This is a genomic window from Stenotrophomonas sp. YJH_SMC_25 (assembly GCF_059369595.1).
This window is the reverse complement of sequence record NZ_JCAFSV010000005.1, coordinates 256,144-276,631: the sequence shown is the minus strand read 5'-3', so window position 1 is coordinate 276,631 and position 20,488 is coordinate 256,144. Positions and strand designations below refer to the sequence as shown.

The following is a 20,488-nucleotide window of genomic DNA, read 5'->3' as shown; positions in this document are numbered from 1 at the left end:
TATCGCGCGCAGCGCAGGATTTTCTCGATCTGGACGAAGAGCAGTCGACTAACAGTCGACTCTACCGGCGGGTCGTTTCACGTGCCGGGAGTCGACCAACCGGTTCGACGGAGTCCGCTTGGTAGAGTCGACCGTTGGTCGACTATCGCGCGCAGCGCGGGATTTTTTCGATCCGAGGAGCAGTCGACTAACAGTCGACTCTACCGGCGGGTCGTTTCACGTGCGGGAAGATCTCAGGCCAGCTCAGGTTCCTGCGCCAGCAGGCGATGGAAGCGTTGCAGAACGTAAGGGTCGATCAGACCACCGGATTGCTCGTCAATGATGCGCAGTGCCGTCTCGTGTTCCATCGCGGCACGGTAGGGACGCACGCTGGTCATCGCGTCATAGGCATCCGCAACGGTGACGATGCGTGAGCCCAACGGAATGCTCTCGCCGCGCAGCCCATCGGGATAGCCACTGCCATCGAACGCTTCGTGATGGGCGCGGATCAGCCGCGCAACCGGTGCCGCATCGCTGCGGCCGGTGGCCAAGAAGATGTGTTCACCGCGCACCGGATGCTCGCGCATGATCGCGCGCTCCTCATCCGTATGCCGGCGCGGGGCCAGCAGCACCTCATCGGGAATGCCGATCTTGCCGATGTCATGGAAGCGCGCGGCCAGGCCGATCTGCGCACTGGCCTCGTCATCCAGATCGCAGTGCGTGGCCAGGCGCTGCGCGAGCAGGCCAACGCGGTCGCAATGGTGGCGGGTGTAAGCGTCGCGCATCTGCAGCGACATCGAGAGGGCATCGATCAGGCAGGCCTGTGCATGCAGCAGGTCGGGGGCGGGTACGGCGTCAGGAAACATGGTCATCCGCCCGCACCGGGTGGGGACCGGTGCGGGGTATTCGGGGGCGATCAACCCGGGGCGAGGGTGGTCAGAAGGGCGCGGGCCGCGTTGAAGCGGTCCTCCGGCAACGGCAGCGGATGCTTGATGCGAAGCTTGTCGGGCCCTTCCATGGCATAGAGGTTTGGCTGTTTCTGGATCAGCTGGATCACCGCCATCGGATCGATGTTCGGCTTGGACTCAAACACGATGCGGCCACCGTTCTCACCCAGGTCCAGCTTGCGGATGCCCAGCGCGTTGGCTTTCAGCTTCAGCTCGGCGATGGCGAACAGGTGCTTGGCCGCATCCGGCAGCAGGCCGAAGCGATCGATCATCTCCACCTGCAGTTCGCGCAGCGCATCGCTGTCGCGCGCGCTGGAAATACGCTTGTACAGGGTCAGGCGGGTATGCACGTCCGGCAGGTAGTCTTCCGGGATCAATGCCGGCACATGCAGTTCGACCTCGGCACCACGCACTTCCTCGCCGGCATCCAGGTCGGGCAGCTTGCCCTGCTTGATGCTGCGTACCGCGCGCTCCAGTAGCTCGGTGTACAGGCTGAAGCCGACCTCGGCCATCTGCCCGCTCTGGTCCTCGCCGAGCAGTTCGCCGGCACCGCGGATCTCCAGATCGTGCGTGGCCAGGGTGAAGCCGGCGCCCAACTCGTCCATCGAGGCGATCGCTTCCAGGCGCTTCTCAGCGTCGGGGGTGATCGCGCGGCGGTCGGGGGTGATCAGGTAGGCGTAGGCACGGTGGTGCGAACGGCCCACGCGCCCACGCAGCTGGTGCAGCTGGGCCAGGCCGAAGCGGTCGGCGCGGTTGATGATGATGGTGTTGGCGTTGGGGATGTCGATGCCCGATTCGATGATCGTGGTCGACAGCAGCACGTTGAAGCGCTGCTTCTGGAAGTCCAGCATCACCTTTTCCAGCTCGCGCTCGGGCATCTGCCCGTGGGCGATGCCGATGCGCGCTTCCGGCACCAGCTCGGACAGCTCGCGCTGCATGCGGCCGATGCTTTCCACGTCGTTGTGCAGGAAGTACAGCTGGCCGCCACGTGCCAGCTCGCGCTGGAAGGCTTCGCGCAGCAGCGCGTTGTCCCACTGGGTGATGAAGGTCTGCACCGCCAGCCGGTTCGGCGGCGGCGTGGCGATGATCGACAGGTCGCGCAGGCCGGCCATGGCCATGTTCAAGGTGCGCGGGATCGGCGTGGCGGTCAGGGTCAGCAGGTGCACGTTGGCGCGCAGCGCCTTCAGGGCTTCCTTCTGGCGCACGCCGAAACGCTGCTCTTCGTCGACGATGACCATGCCCAGGTCCTTGAACTTCACGTCGGGCTGCAGCAGGCGATGGGTGCCGACGATGACGTCGATGGTGCCGGCGGCGACCTTTTCCAGCTCGGCCTTGATCTCCTTGGTGCTCTTGAAGCGCGACAGCACCTCGACCTTCAGCGGGTAATCGGCGAAGCGGTCGCGGAAGTTGCGGTAATGCTGTTCGGCCAGCAGCGTGGTCGGCACCAGCACGGCCACCTGCTTGCCGGCACTGGCGGCGGCGAATGCCGCACGCACCGCCACCTCGGTCTTGCCGAAACCGACGTCGCCGCAGACCACACGGTCCATCGGCTGGCTGCTGGCGAGGTCGCGCAGGGTGGCGTCGATGGCGGCCAGCTGATCGGGGGTTTCCTCGAACGGGAATCCGGCTGCGAACGGCTCGTACATCGCACGGTCCACCTGCAGTGCCAGGCCGGCACGCGCCTGGCGACGGGCCTGGATCTCCAGCAGTTCGGCAGCGACGTCGCGCACCTTTTCGGCGGCCTTGCGCTTGGCCTTGCTCCACTGCTCGCCACCGAGCGAATGCAGCGGCGCGGTTTCCGCTGAAGCGCCGGAGTAGCGGCTGATCAGGTGCAGCTGGGCGACCGGCACATACAGGCGGTCGCCCTTGGCGTATTCGATTTCGAGGAACTCGCCGGGCATGCCGCCGACGTCCATCGCGATCAGGCCACGGTAGCGGCCGACACCATGGTCCTCGTGCACGATCGGTGCACCCTCGGTCAGTTCGCCGAGGTCGCGGATGATCGCTTCCGGCTCGCGGCCGGCACGGCGCGTGCGGCGGGTGCTGCCGGCGCGCTCGGGGAACAGCTGGCGCTCGGTCAGCACCGCGATGCGCGGATCGTCCAGTGCGAAGCCATCTTCCAGCGGTGCCACCGCGATCGCGAAGCGCGCATCGTCGGCGAGGAAGCTGGGCAGGTCGGCCACCACCGGCGGCTTCAGCTCGGCGGCCTGCAGCACTTCCAGCAGGGCCTCGCGACGTCCGGGCGAATCGGCGGCGATCAGTACCCGGCCCGGATAGTGGCCGAGGAAGGATTTCAGCGCGTCGCCAGCGGGGGCCTCGCGCGCGGCCACCGGCAGCGGCGGCAGCGGCTGGTCACCCAGCGCATGGGCATCGGCGATGCGCGCGTGGTCAGCCGACCACACCTCGATGCGCGGGGCATCGTTCAGGCGCTCGCGCAGCAGCTCCGGCGACAGGTACAACGCCGAAGGCGGCAGCAGCGGGCGCTCCACATCATGGCGGCGCTGCTCATAGCGGTCCGCGGTCTGCGCCCAGAACGCGACGGACGCTTCATACGCACCGGTACAGACCACCGGCAGGCTGCCGTCGGGCAGGTAGTCGAACAGAGTCGCGGTGCGTTCGAAGAACAGCGGCAGGTAGTACTCGACGCCGGCCGGGACCAGCCCGGACTTCAGATCCTGGTACAGCGAACTGCGCCGGGTATCCACATCGAAACGCTCGCGCAGCGTGGCCAGCACGCGTGCGATGCTGGCCTCGTCCATCGGCACTTCGCGGCCGGGCAGCATGTGCACCGCCTCGACCTTGTCCAGCGAACGCTGGCTTTCCGGATCGAAGGCACGGATCGAGTCGATGTCCTCGTCCAGTAGTTCTACCCGCAGCGGCTCGTCGGCGCCCATCGGGAACACGTCGAGCAGGCCGCCGCGCACCGCGAAGTCACCTGGGTCCATCACCTGCGGCACGTTGCGGTAGCCGGCGCTTTCCAGGCGACGCTTCTCGGCTTCCAGGTCCAGGCGCTGGCCGACTTTCAGGTCAAAGCTGCCACCGATCACATAGCTGCGCGGGGCCAGCTGCTGCAGCAGGGTCTGCACCGGCACGATCACCAGGCCGCGCTTCAGCGCCGGCAGGCGGTGCAGGGCGGACAAGCGCTGCGAGATGATGTCCGGATGCGGGCTGAAGCGGTCGTACGGCAGGGTTTCCCAGTCCGGGAAGGCGACCACCGGCAGGGCCGGGTCACCGCCAAGCAGGGTCTGCAGGTCGGCTTCGAGCTGGTTGGCACCGTGGTTGTCACGGGCGATCACCAGCAGCGGGGCGTCATGCGCACGCGCGGCCTGGGCCAGGTACCAGGCCAGGGCGGTCGGCGAGGCGGGGGCGCGCCACCAGGCGCGGAGCTGGCCGGCGCGCGGCAGCGGCGGGGCGGGGTATGAGGTACGCGACATGGACCCCGGATTTTAGCAGAAGCCCGATCGAAGCCCGGTGGGTCGTGCCGGCCGTTTGCCGACGGCCTCACGTGCCGTTGGGGGAACACAATGCCGGCCAGCGGCCGGCACTACCGGGAGGCATGGCCGGGCAGGGCCCGGCGCATCCGTCAGTTGTCCAGCTCCAGCACCATCCGCACCAGGCCTTCGGCACCGGTCGGGTGCGGCACCGGCTTGAAGCCCAGCGAGGCGGCCAGCTGCTTCATCGGCTCGTTCTCGGCGGCAACGTCGCCGTACAGGCGGTCCAGGTACTTGCCGCGGCCCCACTTCACCAGCTTGCGCATCAGCTGCCGGCCCAGGCCCTGGCCGATCAGGAAGCGGCTGATCAGGATCGCGTACTCGGCTTCACGGGTACCGGGGATGATCGAGGCCCGGGCGACCGCACCGACCACTGCTTCGCCAGCAGGCAGGGATTCGGCAGCGACCAGGGTGATCTCGGTCTTGGGATTCGGGTGGGTCAGGCGCTGGGTGGTTTCCGGCGACAGCTCGGTCACCGCCTGCAGGAAACGATCACGAATTTCTTCCGGTCCGAACAGGCTGAACGCCGCTTGCAGCGGTGCGCCATCTTCCGGGCGGATGGGGCGGATCAGCAGCTCGTGGCCGCTGGGAGCCTTGAAGATCTCATGCCAGGGCGGCATGCGGTTGCGAGTGGCCATACCGGGTGATTCCTTGGTGGTCCATCGATTGTGGCATCACCGGGGCTGCATTCCGTGAACGAAAGGCTCACGGCGGTACAGCCTCGTGAAGGCCGTTATTCGGGGGCTTTGAGCCAATCCAGGCGGGTGCTGGCACCCGGTTCGCCCAGGTGCTGGCGCAGCGCCGGCAGGGCCGGGCCGACCACCCGGTCGAACTGCCAGGGCGGGTTGAGCAGCAGCATGCCACTGCCGTTGAGGCGCAGCGGCGAGTCGTCCGGGCGCACCAGGAACTCGATCGTCATCGCCGATTTCACCGGCAGGGCGGTGGCCTTGCGCAGGAAATGCAGGATGGTGCGGCGCTGCTTGATCGGGAACCAGACCGCGCAGGTGGCCTGCGGCCAGCGTGCCAGGGTCTCGGCCAGGGCGGCCAGCACCGCCTGGTACTCGGCATCCTGGGCTTCGTAGGGCGGGTCGATCAGCACCAGGCCGCGGCCGATCTTGCTGCCGTTGAACTTCGGCGGCAGCAGCGAACGCAGCAGGGCATAGCCATCGCCCGCCCGAACGTCGACGCGGCTGTCATGGGCGAACAGGGCCTTCAGCGTGGCCGTTTCGGCTTCCTGCAGCTCACAGACCGCCATGCGGTCCTGGGGGCGCATGGCCTGCGCGCTCAGCAGCGGCGAGCCCGGATAATTGGTCAGGGCGCCCACCGGGTTGTCGGCCTGTACCGCCTTCAGGTAGCGCTCGACCACCTCCGGCAGCTTGGGCTGGGCCATCAGCCGCATGATCCCGGATTCGGCCTCCAGGGTCTTGCGGCTCTCTTCGCTGGCCAGCAGGTAGCGGCCGGCACCGCCGTGGGTGTCGAGCACGAAGAACGGGCTGTCCTTGCGCTTGAAGCTGTCGATCAGGGCCAACTGCACGATGTGTTTGAGCACGTCGGCGTGGTTGCCGGCATGGAAGGCGTGGCGATAGTTCATGGGCGGCAGTGTACGGGGCGGCGGCCGCAGCGGCTATGCTGCGCGCCATGACAGCTCCTGTTGCCCATGTCCTGGTGGTCGAGGACGAAGCCGCCATCGCCGAAACCGTGCTCTATGCGCTGCGCAGCGAGGGCTATGCCGCCAGCCACTGCCTGCTGGGCGGCGAGGCCCTGCAACGGCTGCAGGCCGGGGATATCGACGTGGTGGTGCTGGACGTGGGCCTGCCCGACCTGGGCGGCTTCGAGGTCTGCAGGCGACTGCGCGCGCAGTCCGGGCCGTCGGCGCAGCTGCCGGTGATCTTCCTGACCGCCCGCAACGACGAAGTGGACCGGGTGCTCGGCCTGGAGCTGGGCGCCGACGACTACATGACCAAGCCGTTCTCGCCGCGCGAGCTGGTGGCACGGGTGCGTGCGCGCCTGCGCCGCGCGGCACCGGTCGTGGCAGCACCCGGCGCCGATGCCGGCTGGCAGGAACATGGCGCCTTTGCCATCGACCGCGAAGGCCGGCGCATCCGCTTCCGTGGCCAGGCACTGGACCTGACCCGCTACGAGTACGCGCTGCTGGAAGCGCTGCTGCAGCGCCCGGGCGCCATCCTCAGCCGTGCCCAGCTGATGGACCGTGGCTGGGACAGCAGCGCCGACAGCGCCGACCGCACCGTTGATACGCATGTAAAGACGCTGCGCGCCAAGCTGCGCGCGGCCGGTGCCAGCGAAGACCCGATCCGTACCCACCGTGGCCTTGGCTACGCGCTGGAGGTCTAGCCGATGCGCCTGGTACTGAAGCTGTTCCTGGGCTTCTTCCTGATCACCGGCATCGCGGCGTTCTTCGTGATGCGCGTGTTCGTCAACGAAGTGAAGCCCGGTGTGCGCCAGGCGATGGAATCGACCTTGGTCGATGCGGCCAACGTGCTGGCCGAAATGGCCGCCGCCGACGTCAAGGCCGGCACCATCCGCAGCGGCAGCTTCACCCGCAACCTCGCCAAGGCACGCCAGCGTGACCTGAAGGCGATGGTCTGGCGGTTCCCGAAGCGCTCGCTGGATTACCGGGTGACCATCACCGATGCCAAAGGCATCGTCATCTACGACTCGCTGGGCCGTGACCTTGGCCGCGACAATTCGCGCTGGAATGATGTCTACCGCACCCTGCGTGGCGAATACGGTGCCCGTTCCAGCCCCGAGATTCCGGGCGAGGAAGGCGATACGGTGATGCATGTGGCGGCGCCGGTATACGACCCGGCCGATGGCCGCACCCTGATCGGCGTGCTCAGCCTGGCCCAGCCCAACCGCAGCATCGATCCGTTCATCGCCGCCAGCCAGCGCGCCATCATCGAGCGCGGTGCCTGGCTCATCGGATTGTCGGCGCTGGTCGGCGTGCTGGTGACGATGTGGCTGACCACTGGCCTCGGCCAGCTCAGCCGCTATGCACGCGCGGTCAGCGCGGGCGAACCGGTGCCACCACCACGGCGCCGTCGCGACGAGATCGGCGATCTCGGCCAGGCGCTGGAAACGATGCGCCGCAAGCTCGAAGGCAAGGCCTACGTCGAGCAGTACGTGCAGTCGCTGACGCACGAGATGAAGAGCCCGCTGGCGGCGATCCGCGGTGCCGCCGAACTGCTGCAGGAGCCGCTGCCCGAAGCGGACCGCGTGCATTTCGCGCGCAGCATTGTCGATCAGCAGGAACGGCTGACCGAGACCATCGACAAGCTGCTGGCGCTGGCCGAAGTGGAACAGCACGGCTGGCTGCAGACCCGCGATCCGATCGCGCTGCAGGCATTGCTGGCCGATGCGGCCGCGGCCGCGCAGGTGCGCGCGCAGGCGGCCGGTGTGCGGGTCCACATCGGCAACGTGCCCGACCTGCGGGTGCAGGGCGACGGCTACCTGCTGCGGCAGGCGCTGCACAACCTGATCGACAACGCGATTGCCTTCTCGCCCTCCGGCGCGGAGATCGCGCTGCAGGCCGAGGTGGACGGGCAGGGCGTGCGCCTGGAGGTGGCCGACCGCGGCGCCGGCATCCCGGACTATGCGCGCGAGCGGGTGTTCGAACGCTTCTATTCGCTGGCGCGGCCCGGCAGCGGGCGGCGCAGTTCCGGCCTGGGCCTGCCATTCGTGCAGGAAGTCGCGCGCCTGCACGATGGACGCGCCAGTGTCGACGTCCGCGAGGGCGGCGGCACCGTGGCCAGCCTGTGGCTGCCATCGGGTGCGCCGGGCCAGCGCCCGCGCCGCTGACTTCACACTCGCTTCAAATTCGCCACAAACCCTGCTCACCCCAGCGGTCCATCCTGCAGCCCTCTCCAACGAGGATGGACCATGAAATCCCTGAAGATGCTGCTGAGGTTCGCCATTGTCGGCGGGCTGACCCTGCTGCTGCTGGTGCCGCTGACCATGATCCGCGGGGTCATCAACGAACGCAGCGCATACCGCGACGAGGCGTTCTCGCGGGTGGCCGACAGCCGCGCCGGTGCACAGCAGCTGGTGGGTCCGGTGCGGGTGGTGCCATGGGTGGAACGCAAGCAGGTTGAACTGGTCGACCCGCTGGGCGTCAAGAAGACCGAGATACAGGTCACCGAGGGGCACTGGCTGCAGATGCCGGCGTCGCTGGAGGTGGGCGGCGAGATGCTGCCGAGCCAGCGCGAAGTGGGCCTGTTCAAGGTACCGGTGTACAGCTGGAACGGCCAGATGAAGGCGACCTTCGCCGCAGACGACTATCCGGTGAAGGCCGGCCGCAGCTACGGCCAGCCGTATGTCGCGGTTGGTGTATCCGATGTGCGTGGCCTGGTGGGTACGCCGAACCTGCGCGTGGATGGCAAGCAGCTGCGGTTGCTGCCGGGCGTTGGCGCGGCCAGCGAGGTGGGGCGAGGCCTGCACGCACCGGTGGCCGGTTTCGCTGCGGATCAGGGCGGCACGCTGGCTGCCAGCACGGTTGAACTGGAGCTGCGCCTGGATGGCAGCCGCATGCTGTCGGTGGTGCCGTTGGGCGATGACACCCACATCGCGCTGCGTTCGAGCTGGCCGCATCCGTCGTTCAGCGGCGCGTTCCTGCCCAACGAACGCCGCGTTGATGCGCAGGGCTTCGATGCACGCTGGGCGGTGTCCTCGCTGGCCTCCGATGCCCAGCGCCAGCTGCGCAATGATGGTGCGGTCGAATCGCAGGCGGTGACGGTGTCGCTGGTCGATCCGGTCGATACCTACACCCAGGCCGACCGTGCCTCGAAATACGGCGTGCTGTTCGTGCTGCTCACCTTCGTCGGCTTCATCCTGTTCGAGCTGATCAAGTCGCTGCGTATCCACCCGTTGCAGTACCTGATGGTGGGCCTGGCGCTGGCGATCTTCTTCCTGCTGCTGATCAGCCTGTCCGAGCACATCGCGTTCTGGAAGGCCTATCTGGTCTCGGCGGTGGCCTGTATCGGCCTGCAGGCGGTGTACCTGGCCAATGTGCTGGGCCACTGGAAGCGCGGCCTCGGCTTCGCGGCGCTGCTGACCGTGCTGTATGGCGCGCTGTATGGCCTGCTGGTGTCGGAGAACAACGCGCTGCTGATGGGTTCGCTGCTGCTGTTCGTGATCCTGGCGCTGGCGATGTGGGTGACCCGCCGGGTCGACTGGTACGCGCTCGGCGCGGAACTGAAGTAAGGAGCAGGCCATGGGCTGGCGCCAGGGATTGCGGCAACGGGCACGGCAGGGCATTCCGGCCCTGTTGGAAGTGGATGCACTGCTGCAGGCACATGGCGTGCTGGCGGCCCTGCCGGGGGCGCGGATCGCCCCCGGCCTGGTCCGCTTCCAGCTGGCGGCGGTGACCTGCGAAGGTTTGCAGGCGCAGGGATTGCGCTGGCTGCAGGGCGCGCGGCAGGGACGCGGCGCGGTGGCTGGCCGGGTGCCGCGCTACCGGCCATGGAAGGCCGGGGCGGAGGCGCTGGCCGAGATCGGTATCGGTGGCCTTCTGGATGACTGGCCCGCACACGCGGCGGTGTACGGCTGCAGCAGCATCGACCGGCGGCACTGGTTGCTGCTGCTGCCGGAACGGGCACAGTTGTGGTTGGGATGGAGCGGGTGATTGGGCTGTTCATCCACGCATGGCGTGGATCTACTGTTGTGGGTGCGAACCTTGGTTCGCACGCTCCCGCCCATGACCGATGGGACGGTATCCCCGCGCCCCTGATGGCTAGACTCGACGAGTTGATGATCGAGCCGAAGGGCAGGGGTGCGATGTGTTGAAGTGGGGCATGCTGGCCGCAGCGCTGGCGATGGGTGGCAACGCTGGAGCGCAGCAGCGCGAGACGGTGGACCTGGACATGGTCAGCCGCATCCGCCAGGAGGCCTTCCACCGTTCGCAGGTGATGGACACCTTCAGCTATCTCACCGAGCGCATCGGGCCGCGCCTGACCAACTCGCCGGCCATGGGTCGCGCCAACGCCTGGACCCGCGGCAAGTTCAACGAATGGAAGCTGGACAACGTCCACGACGAGGCCTTCGACGACTTCGGGCGCGGCTGGGAGTTCACTTCGGCGAGCGTGGAGATGCTGGGCGACCGCGTGCAGCCGCTGCATGCACTGCCCAAGGCCTGGACGCCGGGCACCAAGGGGCCGGTTGAAGGCGAGCTGGTCCAGGTCGAGATCAAGAAGCCCGAAGACATCGAGAAGTACCGCGGCAAGCTGCGCGGCAAGATCCTGCTGCTGGACGAGGCGCGCGAGTACAAGCGCGGCACCGAGGCGGATTCGCATCGCCACGACGCCACCTCGCTGGAAGGCCTGCAGGAGTTCACCCTGCCCAAGGACAAGGACGCCACCGCCGAGCGTGCCAAGCGGGTCAAGGAGTATCAGGAACGCCAGCAGCTGGCGACCAAGGTCAATGCGTTCTTCGTGGAAGAGGGCGCGCTGGCCTCGATCAGCATCAGCAGCTGGGACAACGGCATCATCCGGGTTGCCGGTGGTGGTTCGCGCAAGGCCGGTGAGTCGGTGGGCATCCCCGAGCTGGCGATGATCAGCGAGCACTTCAATCCGCTGGTGCGCGCGCTGGAGGCCAAGCAGACGGTGCGCCTGCGCGTGGATGTGGCAGCACGCTTCACCGATGAGGCCGACCAGCCCGGTTACAACACGCTGGCCGAGATCCGTGGCAGCAGCAAGCCCGATGAAGTGGTGATGATCGGCGCGCACCTGGATTCCTGGCACAGCGGTACCGGTGCGGCCGACAACGCGGCTGGCGTGGCGGTGATGATGGAGGCGATGCGCATCCTCAAGGCCACCGGCGCCAAGCCCAGGCGCACCATCCGCGTGGCGCTGTGGAGCGGTGAGGAACAGGGCCTGATCGGCTCGCAGGCCTATGTGGCCAAGCACTTCGGTCGTTTCCCGGAACCCACCGACCCGGCGCAGAAGGCGCTGCCGGCCTCGCTGCGCGAGCCCACCGGCGCGCTGCAGAAGACCCGCGATTACGGCAAGTTCCAGGTCTACTTCAACATGGACAACGGCTCGGGCCGCTTCCGCGGCATCTATGCGCAGGAAAACCTGGCGGCGATGCCGATCTTCGAAGCCTGGCTGGCGCCGTTCCATGACGTGGGCGCCACCACCGTGGCCACCCGCAACACCGGCAGCACCGACCACATCAGCTTCGACCGCATCGGCCTGCCGGGCTTCCAGTTCATCCAGGACCGGCTGGACTACTTCACCAATGTCCACCACAGCCACCTGGACACCTGGGACCACGCCGAACCGGAGGACCTCAAGCAGGCCGCAGCCATCGTCGCCTCGTTCGCCTACAACGCCGCGATGCGCGAGCAGCCGTTCCCGCGCAAGGTGGAACCGTAAAAGGGGACGGAGGGGATTAAGTCGTTTCTCCCCTCCGTTTCCCGGTTGCAGCGCCCCAGGCTGGGCAATCGCGACTTAATCCCCTCCGTCCCCTTTTTCCGTCGGGGGCGGAGGGCTGGTAAAATCGGGGGATTCCCGTTCCTCGAGCCGTCCATGACCTGCCGCACCCGCTTCGCCCCCAGTCCCACCGGCTACCTGCACATCGGTGGTGCCCGCACTGCGCTGTACTGCTGGCTGGAGGCCCGCCACCGTGGCGGCGAGTTCGTGCTGCGCATCGAGGACACCGACCGTGAACGCAGCACCCAGGGCGCGATCGACGCGATCCTGGAGGCGATGGAGTGGCTGGGCCTGGACTATGACGAAGGCCCCATCTACCAGACCGACCGCGTCGCCCGTTACCTGCAAGTGGCCGAACAGCTGGTGGCCGACGGCAAGGCGTATTACGCGTACGAGACCCGCGAAGAGCTGGACGCGATGCGCGAGGCCGCCATGGCCAGGCAGGAGAAGCCGCGCTACAACGGTGCCGCGCGCGAGCTGGGCCTGCCGCGCAGGGACGACCCGAACCGCGTCATCCGCTTCAAGAACCCGCTGGAAGGCACGGTGGTGTTCGACGACCTGATCAAGGGCCGCATCGAGATCGCCAACAGCGAGCTGGATGACATGGTCATCTTCCGCCCGGACGGCTACCCCACCTACAACTTCGCGGTGGTGGTGGACGACTGGGACATGGGCATCACCGAGGTCATCCGCGGCGACGACCACATCAACAACACCCCGCGCCAGATCAACCTGTACGAAGGCATCGGCGCACCGGTGCCGAAGTTCGGCCACATGCCGATGATCCTGGACGAGCAGGGCGCCAAGCTGTCCAAGCGCACCGGCGCGGCCGACGTGATGCAGTACAAGGACGCCGGCTACCTGCCGGACGCGCTGCTGAGCTACCTGGCCCGCCTGGGCTGGTCGCACGGTGACCAGGAGCTGTTCAGCCGCCAGGAACTGATCGATCTGTTCGACGTGAAGGACTGCAATTCCAAGGCCTCGCGCCTGGACATGGCCAAGCTGGGCTGGGTCAACCAGCACTTCCTGAAGACCGAGGACGTGTCCGCGATCGTGCCGCACCTGGTCTACCAGCTGCAGAAGCTGGGCCTGGACGTGGCCGCTGGCCCGGCCCCGGAGGACGTGGTGATCGCCCTGCGTGAACGCGTGCAGACCCTGAAGGAAATGGCCGAGAAGGCCGTGGTCTGGTACCAGCCGCTGACCGAGTACGACGAAGCAGCGGTGGCCAAGCACTTCAAGGCCGGTGCCGAGGTGGCGCTGGGCAAGGCCCGCGAGCTGCTGGCCGCCCTGCCGGAATGGACCGCCGAGTCGGTGGGCGTCGCCCTGCACGAGGCGGCCGCAGCGCTGGAAATCGGCATGGGCAAGGTCGCCCAGCCGCTGCGCGTGGCCATCACCGGCACCCAGGTCAGCCCTGACATTTCCCATACCGTTTACCTGGCCGGCCGCGAGCAGGCCTTGAAACGCATTGATGTGGCCATCACCAAGGTAGCAACGGCCTGAGGCATCCTTGCCAGGCCCGAACCGGAGAACACGCATGCCCGCCAAGACCGCCACTGCCTGTACCGCCCCGCACCACCACGTCCACGACGCATCGGACTTCGTGGCGGTGGTCGAGCGCGTCTCGCGCGAACGCGGGCTGCGCCTGACCCCGATCCGCGCCAACGTGCTGAAGCTGATCGCCGAGGCCGGCAAGCCGGTCAAGGCGTACGAGCTGCTGGAGTGGGTGCGCAACGGCAAGGGCGTGGGTGCTGATGCCCCGCCCACCGTGTACCGCGCCCTCGACTTCCTGATGGCCAATGGCTTCGTGCACAAGCTGGAATCGGTGAATGCCTTCGTGGCCTGCCACCATCCCAGCAGCGCCGCGCATTCGGTGCCGTTCCTGATCTGCAACAGCTGCCACAGCGCGGTGGAGCTGGAAGACCGGGAGATCGTCACCCAGCTGGAGAAGCGCGCCAAGGAGCTGGGTTTCCAGCCGCAGGCGCAGACCCTGGAAGTGCATGGCCTCTGCGCGCGCTGCGCCGGCTAACGCAACGGTAGTGCCGGCCGCTGGCCGGCATTTTGGAAACGGTGCGGCAGGGCCTGCGTCTTAGTCCATCGCCTTGGAACGGGTATCCACCCGCACGATCACCGACATGCCGGGGCGCAGCTGCGCGGCCAGCTTCTGGCCTTTGTTGATCGATATCCGCACCGGCAGCCGCTGCACCACCTTGGTGAAGTTGCCGCTGGCATTGTCCGGGCGCAGCACGCTGAATTCCGACCCGGTGGCGGGCGCGATCTCCTGCACGCGGCCCCGCAGCACCTGGCCTTGGAACGCGTCCACCGAGAACGTGGCCGGCTGGTCGATCGCCATCCCCCAGGTCTGGCCTTCCTTGTAGTTGGCCACCACCCACAGCGTGTCAGGTACCAGGAACAGCAGCTGCGAACCGGCGGCGACGTACTGGCCCACGCGTACGCTGGCTTCGCTGATCTGGCCGTCGCGCGGCGCGTGGATCACCGTGTTGGCCAGATCGATGCGCGCCAGTTCCAGCTGCGCCTGCGCGCTCTCCACCTGGGCCTCCAGGCTCTTGCGCGCTACCTGGGTCGATACCAGGGTCTCCTCGGCGATGCGGATCTGCGCCTGCGACTGCTGCACGCTGGCCTGCGCCGAAGCCTGCGCGGTGCGGAACTTGTCGCGATCGTTGATCGATACCAGCTGCTGCGCGGCCAGTTCCTCGTAGCGCTTGGTCTCGTTGCGTGAGCGTTGCAGCTCCGCCTGCCCGGCCGACAACGTGGCGCGGGCGGAGGCAATCTGCGCACGGTTCTGCGCCTGGGACTGGTCCGAGTTGGCCAGGGCCGCGCGTGCGCTGTCCAGCGTCGCCTGCGCCTGGGCGACACGCTGCGCGTAGATGCGGTCATCGATGCGCAGCAGCGGCTCGCCCTGCGTCACATGCTGGAAATCCTTCACCAGCACTTCGGTCACGTAGCCGTTCACCTGCGGCGCCATCACCGTGATCTGGCCGCGCACGTAGGCGTTGTCGGTCACCATCACGCTGCTGGTGAACGGCCACAGGTGCCAGGCGCGCAGGATCAGCGCAATGCCCAGCAGGGCCACCACGACCATCACCACCACGCTGCGCGCGCTGGGCTTGAGGTACTTCGGCGCGACAGCGGGTTCTACCGGCGTGGGGGCAGGCGCCGCGTCGGTCGGCGGCGGTGGGGTCACGTTGTCGGCGTCGTCGGGTCGGGGCGGGACGGGAGGCATGGTCGAGAACTCAGCGAGGCGCGGCCGGCGTGGCCACAGCGGGGGAAGCGGGGTGGCGCTTGCGCCATTGCTTGAGCACGGCGGTGCGCAGCGACAGCAACAGCAACCAGCACAGGAAGCCGATGGCCAACCAACCGCTCAGTGTGAACACATCATTGAAGCCGCGTACGTTGGCTTCACGGCGCGTCGTCTGCGCCAACTGCGCGCTGCCCTGCGCGCTGCGCAGCACCGGATCGGTGATCTGGGCGCTGTACAGCTGCTGTTGGATGCGCAGGCGCTGTGCCACCACCGGATCGGCCGGGTCGAGCTGGCTGGTCAGCGCGCTGGAATACAGCTGCTCGCGATGCAGCTGGAAGGTCCCCAGCACGGCCGAGCCGGCCAGGCCGCCCAGCGTCTGCGTGATCGACAGCGTCACCAGGAAGGTGATCATGTGGTCCACGCCCTGTTTCAGCGCGGCGGAAATGCCGAGCATGATCAACGGGCCCATGAACATGCCGGCACCGACCGAGGCCAGGAACTGGCTGGCGTAGAAGTCGTGCGGCCGATCCATGCTGGTGCGGTGCTGGTCGAAGAACGCGGCGGCGCCCAGCAGCAGGATCGCCATCAGCAGCTGCGGGATCAGCCGTTTGGGCCCGAAGGTCAGTGCAGTGCCGGCGATACCGGTGATCACGCCGGCAAGAATCACCACGAACAGCGGCCGCAACTGATCAGGGCCCATGCCGAGCGTGCGCATCAGGTTGACCACGCCGTAGGACTGCTCGGTGGTCAGGAAGCGGATCAGGAAGGCGCCGACGATGAAATGCAGTACGGGCAGGCTGGCCAGCCAGCGTGTCTGCAGCAGCGGATTGCGCCGGTAGTGCTCGATGATGAAGGCGGTGGTGGACAGCACGATCGAGGCGACCAGGGCCCAGCCCAGCCACGGCGTGTTAAGCCACCAGCGGGTGTAGCCCTGCGCCAGCACGATCACCAGCAGCGCGACGGCCGGTGCGAGCAGGGCAAAGGTGAGGAAGTCCAGCGGTTCGAAGGCCTTCACCTGGATGCCGGGCGGCAGCTTCAGCACCACCACTGCCGCGAACGCGCACAGTGCCAGCCCGGCTTCGAATGAGTAGAGCTGATGCCATTGGCCGGTATCGACCAGGCCTGGTGAAACGATCCAGGCGATCGGCACCGCCAGCTGCGAGAGGCCGACGCCGACCACCAGCAGGTTGCCGGTAAAGCGGCGCGGCAGCGCCTGCAGCATGTACAGCGTGCCCAGTGTCGAACAGGCCGCACCCGCGAAGCCGCTGGCGGCGCGGGTCAGCATCGTGGTCTCGAAGCTGCCGACGAACAGGTGCAGTACCGCCAGCGCTGCGTACAGGCCCAGCCCGATCTCTGCGAACAGGCGGATGCCGTACTGCTGGCGGAACTTGAAGGCCAGCAGGTTGGCGGTGACATTCACCATGGCATAGGCGGCCACCAGCCAGCTGCCCTGGGTCGGGGTCAGCGCCAGCTGGCCCTGCAGGAACGGCAGGTTGGCGGTGACCAGCGCATTGCCGAGGCCGCCGGTGATCGCCACCAGCAGTGATACCAGCGCATAGGCCGCGCGCCGATACGGCGGGTGCCAGGGCATCGATGCCGAACCGGGCATGGTCGGCTTTTCGTGCTCCTCCCAATCCGGAACCGGCTTCAGATACGGCTGGACCATCAACGGGCCTCGCTGGCAGCTCCCTGGAGACCCCCACGCAGCAGCTGCAGGGCGCGCCCGGCCAACTGGGCGCGCTCGTCGCGGGTCTTGCCGCGCAGGGCCGCACCCAGCATGCCCGAGATCAGTGAAATATCCGTCTTTTCCAGGTCGGCACGGCACAGCCCGGCGGCCTTGGCGCGCGCGATCGGTTCCTCCAGCAGGTCGCGCACGGTCTCGCGCGCGGCGCGCATGGACGGCACGTCCGAATCGACCGCACGCCAGTAATCGGCCAATGCCGGCGAATCAATGATGCGCTGGGCCATGCCCTCGAACACCTCGAACAGGGCGTCGTCGCGGTCACCGAGCTGCTCGACCTGGCGCCGGATGCGGTCGACCGTGCGCTGCAGCAGCGCCTGGATCAGCGCGGTGCGGTCGGGGAAATTGCGGTACAGGGTGGCGCGGCCTACCTGGGCGCGTTCGACAACCAGGTCCAGCGGGGCGGTGACACCATGTTGGCCGAACACATGATCGGCGGCATCGAGGATGAGGGCACGGCGGGCAGCAGCATCGGCACGTTGGGCAGTCATGGAATTATTTTCGGACAAAAGTGTCCGATTGGCGAGACATTGGGTGACGGGATTGTCCGCTTGTTGTGGTACGCACATCTTTGTGACGGATGTGTGATGGTGTAGCAGCGATATGTAGGAACCCCACGGCTCCCGTAGGGGGCAGTAGATCCACGCCATGCGTGGATGAGTATCTGGAGCGGATGCGAACGGGCTAGCGGCTCACTGATCCACCTTTCCAGTTTTCTTCCTGCTCTTGATGAAATCAATGAACCCCTTCTTGTGGCCCTCAAAGACACGACGGCCGTACTTCCGGTAGTGCGGTTCAAATAGTGTGTAGGCCCCATCCAGGTCTCCGGACTCGAACTGGATGGTGGCGGCGAGTTCGTCCATGGACACGCTCGCAGCTTCGCCTTCTCCATAGATGTCTCTGGCGACCATCGCCCACGCTCTGGCCTTCAAATTGGGCGGTATCGCGATAGAAGACAGCTATTCCATACGATGTAATCTGGCCGTAGTCATAAGCAGATTTCGGCTCCGGAATCATGTCCCAGCTTTCAAGGAAGCGATGCTCTGCCTCCGCAATGTCGCCGGCCAGCCAAGCGGTTCTCCCGCGTTTGGCGATTGCAAGGAAGCGTTCTTCCAGTTCGGCATCGAGACTCAGGGCCATGCAAATGTTTCCGCTCAGTTTATCTATTGGATTGACACCGGGCTGAGTCTAGCCGCGTAGCAGATGGTGATGCGTCGGTAGTGCGCCGCTTTCACCAGTTCATGCCATATACGACAAAAAAGGGGGCCTTTCGGCCCCCTCAGGTAATGTTCCGACGGCGTAGGCCGGTCAGAAGAACGCGCGGATGCCGAATGCGACACCACGGCCTGGCAGCGGCGAGTAGTCGCGCAGCAGCGAGGTATGCGGACGCACTTCGCGGTTGGTCAGGTTGCTGCCATCCAGGAACACCTCGTAGCTGTTGCTGGCGTTGCGATCCCAGCGGTAGGCCAGATGCGCGTCGACCAGAGTGTAGCCGTCGCTCGGGGCTTCGTTCTGGGCGACGTCCTTCTGGCGGCTGTAGCGCACCGCACCGACCGAAGCGCGCCAGCCGTCCTTCGACCAGCGCAGGTCGGCGCCGACGCGGGCCGGTGCGATGCGCGGCAGATAGCCGGTGTTGGCCAGTTCCACCGTGTAGTTGTGGTTGTGGTCGCCATGCGGCACGGCGATGTCCAGGTTGCGGCTGCCGCTGCCATCCAGCTTGGCCTTCACATAGTCGCCGAACAGGCGCAGGTCCCAGTCACCGGCGCCGCCCTCGAACAGGTGTACCAGCGCTTCGGCCTCGGCACCGCGGAATACCGCGTCTTGCTGCGTCCAGGTGCGCACTGGCAGGCCCTCGGTGATGCCGGTGTCGGCCAGGTAGATGAAGTCCTTGAACCTGGTCTGGTAGACCGACGCGGAGAAGTCCAGGCGCTCGCTGTGGGTGTGGATACCCAGTTCCACGCGCTGGCCGCGCTCGGTCTTCAGGTTGGCGTCGCCGATTTCCAGCGAACGGGTGGCGATGTGCGCGCCGGCGGCATACAGCTCTTCGTTGGTCGGTGCTCGCTCGGAGCTGTCCACGCCGATGCGCAGGTCAACGGCATCGTTGAGCTTCCAGATGCCAGCGGCAGACAGGTTGGTGGCGCCGAACGTGCGGCGGCGGTAGTCACCGCTCGGGTCCAGCTTGACCTGATCGTGGCGGCCGCCCAGTTCCAGCTTGAACGGGCCGAACTGCTTTTCCTGCAGCACGAACAGGCCGATGTTCTTCGTGCCGGTATCCGGAACGAACGCCTCTTCGCCCTTGGCACCGAAATCACTGTTGCCGAACTGCAGGCCGAAGGCGCCGTCCCAGCCGCCGATCTGCTGCTGCACCGCTTCCAGGCGCGCTTCGATGCCGCGGTTGGTGAAGCGGGTCGACGGCGTACCGGCTTCCAGCTCCACGTGTTCGTAGTCGGTGTAGGCCACGCGTGCGTTGATGTTCTTCAGGAACGAGACCGGGTTGTAGATGCCGGCCTTGGTCTCGAAGCGGTTCTGCACCATGTCGATGCGCACGTCGTGCTCGTCGCCGCCTTCCTCTTCGTCGCCATGGTCGTGACCGTGGTCATGGCCATGATCGTCACCATCGGCGTGCACGTGCGCGCCATTGGGAATGCCGTAGTTGGTGCGGTAGGTACTGGCCGATACGCCGAAGTAGCCGCCGTCGCCCAGCCACGTTGCGCCGACGCCACCGGCGCGGGTGCGGATCGAGCTGTTGTCGAGGCGGCCGCGGCGCGGCTCTTCGCCTTCCTCGCCCGCATGATCATGGTTGTGGTCGTCGTGGTGGTCTTCCAGGCTGTCGATCACCGCGTAGCCGGGAATGCGGTAGTCGTCGCCATTGCGGACCAGGCCATCCACATGGAGCACGACGTTGCCGCTGACGCCATCGAGGCGGAACATGCCGCTGCGCTCGTTGTTCACCGAATTGCCGCGCAGTTCGGCACGACCGCTGAGCGGCCGCTCCGGCAGCTCGCGCGCGATGCGCCCGTCGACCACATTGACCGCACCACCAATGGCGCCGCTGCCGAACAGCAGCGTGGCTGGGCCCTTCAGTACTTCGATCTGGTCGGCCAGGAACGGTTCGATGCTGGTGGCGTGGTCGGCGCTGACCGTGGAGGCATCCATGTTCCCCATGCCGTTGGACAGCACGGCCACGCGCGGGCCTTCCTGGCCACGGATGATCGGGCGGCCGACGCCGGGGCCGAAGAAGGTGCTCTGCACGCCGGGCAGCTTGGCCACGGTATCGCCGAGGGTGCCGGCCTTCTGCTCGTCCAGGCGTTCACCGGCCAGCACCTCCACCGGGCGCGCCAGCGATTCGGCATCACCCTGCAATGGCGACGCGGTGACCTGCACCGACGACAGCTCGGTCAGGTGGCGGTCACGATGGGCGGTGTCCTGGCCGGCTGCAAAGGCGACGGACGGCAGCAGGGCGGCGAGCGCCAGGGCCAGGGAATGCGGCTTGAGCCGTGGGGTATGGGCGGGCATGGACGGGTCCTTTGTTACAATGTATCAATCGCGGGGCGCACGAATCCCGTCGATGGGACAGGGGGGAGGGAAACCGTGCGGGTCGGAGAGGGATGTTATATTATTCCATAACG

Annotated in this window: 16 protein-coding genes; 7 read left to right on the top strand and 9 right to left on the bottom strand. The window is 67.0% G+C overall.

The annotated features are described in order from the left end of the window. Positions 1-233: 233 nt before the first annotated feature. The 4 genes from AC5P7E_RS09415 to AC5P7E_RS09400 form a co-directional block, all read right to left on the bottom strand. The gene (locus AC5P7E_RS09415) at positions 234-851 is read right to left on the bottom strand and encodes an HD-GYP domain-containing protein (RefSeq protein WP_005412694.1); all 618 of its coding nucleotides are present in this window, start codon (positions 849-851) and stop codon (positions 234-236) included. 44 nt (positions 852-895) lie between these two features. Next, a complete protein-coding gene (gene mfd / locus AC5P7E_RS09410) occupies positions 896-4,360 on the bottom strand; it encodes a transcription-repair coupling factor (RefSeq protein WP_114618497.1) in 3,465 nt (1,154 codons plus the stop codon). Between the two features lie 149 nt (positions 4,361-4,509). Continuing rightward, on the bottom strand, positions 4,510-5,055 hold the full coding sequence (locus AC5P7E_RS09405) for a GNAT family N-acetyltransferase (RefSeq protein ID WP_004150340.1): 546 nt from the start codon (positions 5,053-5,055) through the stop codon (positions 4,510-4,512). A 95-nt stretch (positions 5,056-5,150) separates the two neighbouring features. Next, positions 5,151-6,008 (bottom strand): 23S rRNA (adenine(2030)-N(6))-methyltransferase RlmJ, encoded by an 858-nt coding sequence (locus AC5P7E_RS09400; protein WP_109814381.1) that lies wholly within the window; start codon positions 6,006-6,008, stop codon positions 5,151-5,153. A 35-nt stretch (positions 6,009-6,043) separates the two neighbouring features. Between AC5P7E_RS09400 and creB the strand changes: the two genes are divergently transcribed. The 7 genes from creB (at position 6,044) to AC5P7E_RS09365 (ending at position 13,885) form a co-directional block, all read left to right on the top strand. Next, on the top strand, positions 6,044-6,769 hold the full coding sequence (gene creB, locus AC5P7E_RS09395; protein ID WP_114618496.1) for a two-component system response regulator CreB: 726 nt from the start codon (positions 6,044-6,046) through the stop codon (positions 6,767-6,769). Between the two features lie 3 nt (positions 6,770-6,772). Beyond that, complete coding sequence (gene creC, locus AC5P7E_RS09390; RefSeq protein ID WP_114618495.1) at positions 6,773-8,233, top strand: two-component system sensor histidine kinase CreC; 1,461 nt, start codon at positions 6,773-6,775, stop codon at positions 8,231-8,233. Positions 8,234-8,314: 81 nt separating this feature from the next. Next, on the top strand, positions 8,315-9,634 hold the full coding sequence (creD, locus tag AC5P7E_RS09385) for a cell envelope integrity protein CreD (protein WP_099527829.1): 1,320 nt from the start codon (positions 8,315-8,317) through the stop codon (positions 9,632-9,634). A gap of 10 nt (positions 9,635-9,644) precedes the next feature. Beyond that, on the top strand, positions 9,645-10,055 hold the full coding sequence (locus AC5P7E_RS09380; RefSeq protein ID WP_111173828.1) for a hypothetical protein: 411 nt from the start codon (positions 9,645-9,647) through the stop codon (positions 10,053-10,055). Between the two features lie 169 nt (positions 10,056-10,224). After that, the gene (locus AC5P7E_RS09375) at positions 10,225-11,802 is read left to right on the top strand and encodes a M20/M25/M40 family metallo-hydrolase (RefSeq protein WP_032964382.1); all 1,578 of its coding nucleotides are present in this window, start codon (positions 10,225-10,227) and stop codon (positions 11,800-11,802) included. A gap of 153 nt (positions 11,803-11,955) precedes the next feature. Continuing rightward, complete coding sequence (gene gltX / locus AC5P7E_RS09370) at positions 11,956-13,359, top strand: glutamate--tRNA ligase (protein WP_076739585.1); 1,404 nt, start codon at positions 11,956-11,958, stop codon at positions 13,357-13,359. 34 nt (positions 13,360-13,393) lie between these two features. Then, on the top strand, positions 13,394-13,885 hold the full coding sequence (locus tag AC5P7E_RS09365) for a Fur family transcriptional regulator (RefSeq protein WP_004150412.1): 492 nt from the start codon (positions 13,394-13,396) through the stop codon (positions 13,883-13,885). A gap of 60 nt (positions 13,886-13,945) precedes the next feature. Here the strand turns inward: AC5P7E_RS09365 and AC5P7E_RS09360 are convergent, their stop codons facing one another. The 5 genes from AC5P7E_RS09360 to AC5P7E_RS09340 all read right to left on the bottom strand — a co-directional run bounded on the left by AC5P7E_RS09360 (position 13,946) and on the right by AC5P7E_RS09340 (position 20,375). Next, positions 13,946-15,100: an HlyD family secretion protein gene (locus tag AC5P7E_RS09360; RefSeq protein WP_099523291.1), complete on the bottom strand. Its 1,155-nt coding sequence runs from the start codon at positions 15,098-15,100 to the stop codon at positions 13,946-13,948. 10 nt (positions 15,101-15,110) lie between these two features. Next, positions 15,111-16,784: an MFS transporter gene (locus AC5P7E_RS09355; RefSeq protein ID WP_076739891.1), complete on the bottom strand. Its 1,674-nt coding sequence runs from the start codon at positions 16,782-16,784 to the stop codon at positions 15,111-15,113. Next, positions 16,784-17,350, bottom strand: coding sequence for a TetR/AcrR family transcriptional regulator (locus AC5P7E_RS09350; RefSeq protein ID WP_019659167.1), 567 nt, complete (start codon positions 17,348-17,350; stop codon positions 16,784-16,786). The genes AC5P7E_RS09355 and AC5P7E_RS09350 overlap by 1 nt, the downstream gene beginning before the upstream one ends. Before the next feature lie 201 nt (positions 17,351-17,551). Continuing rightward, on the bottom strand, positions 17,552-17,722 hold the full coding sequence (locus AC5P7E_RS09345) for a hypothetical protein (RefSeq protein ID WP_162792530.1): 171 nt from the start codon (positions 17,720-17,722) through the stop codon (positions 17,552-17,554). Positions 17,723-18,167: 445 nt separating this feature from the next. Beyond that, positions 18,168-20,375 carry a TonB-dependent receptor gene (locus AC5P7E_RS09340; RefSeq protein WP_005408693.1) on the bottom strand — a complete coding sequence of 736 codons (2,208 nt, stop codon included), beginning with the start codon at positions 20,373-20,375 and terminating at the stop codon, positions 18,168-18,170. Positions 20,376-20,488 lie beyond the last annotated feature (113 nt).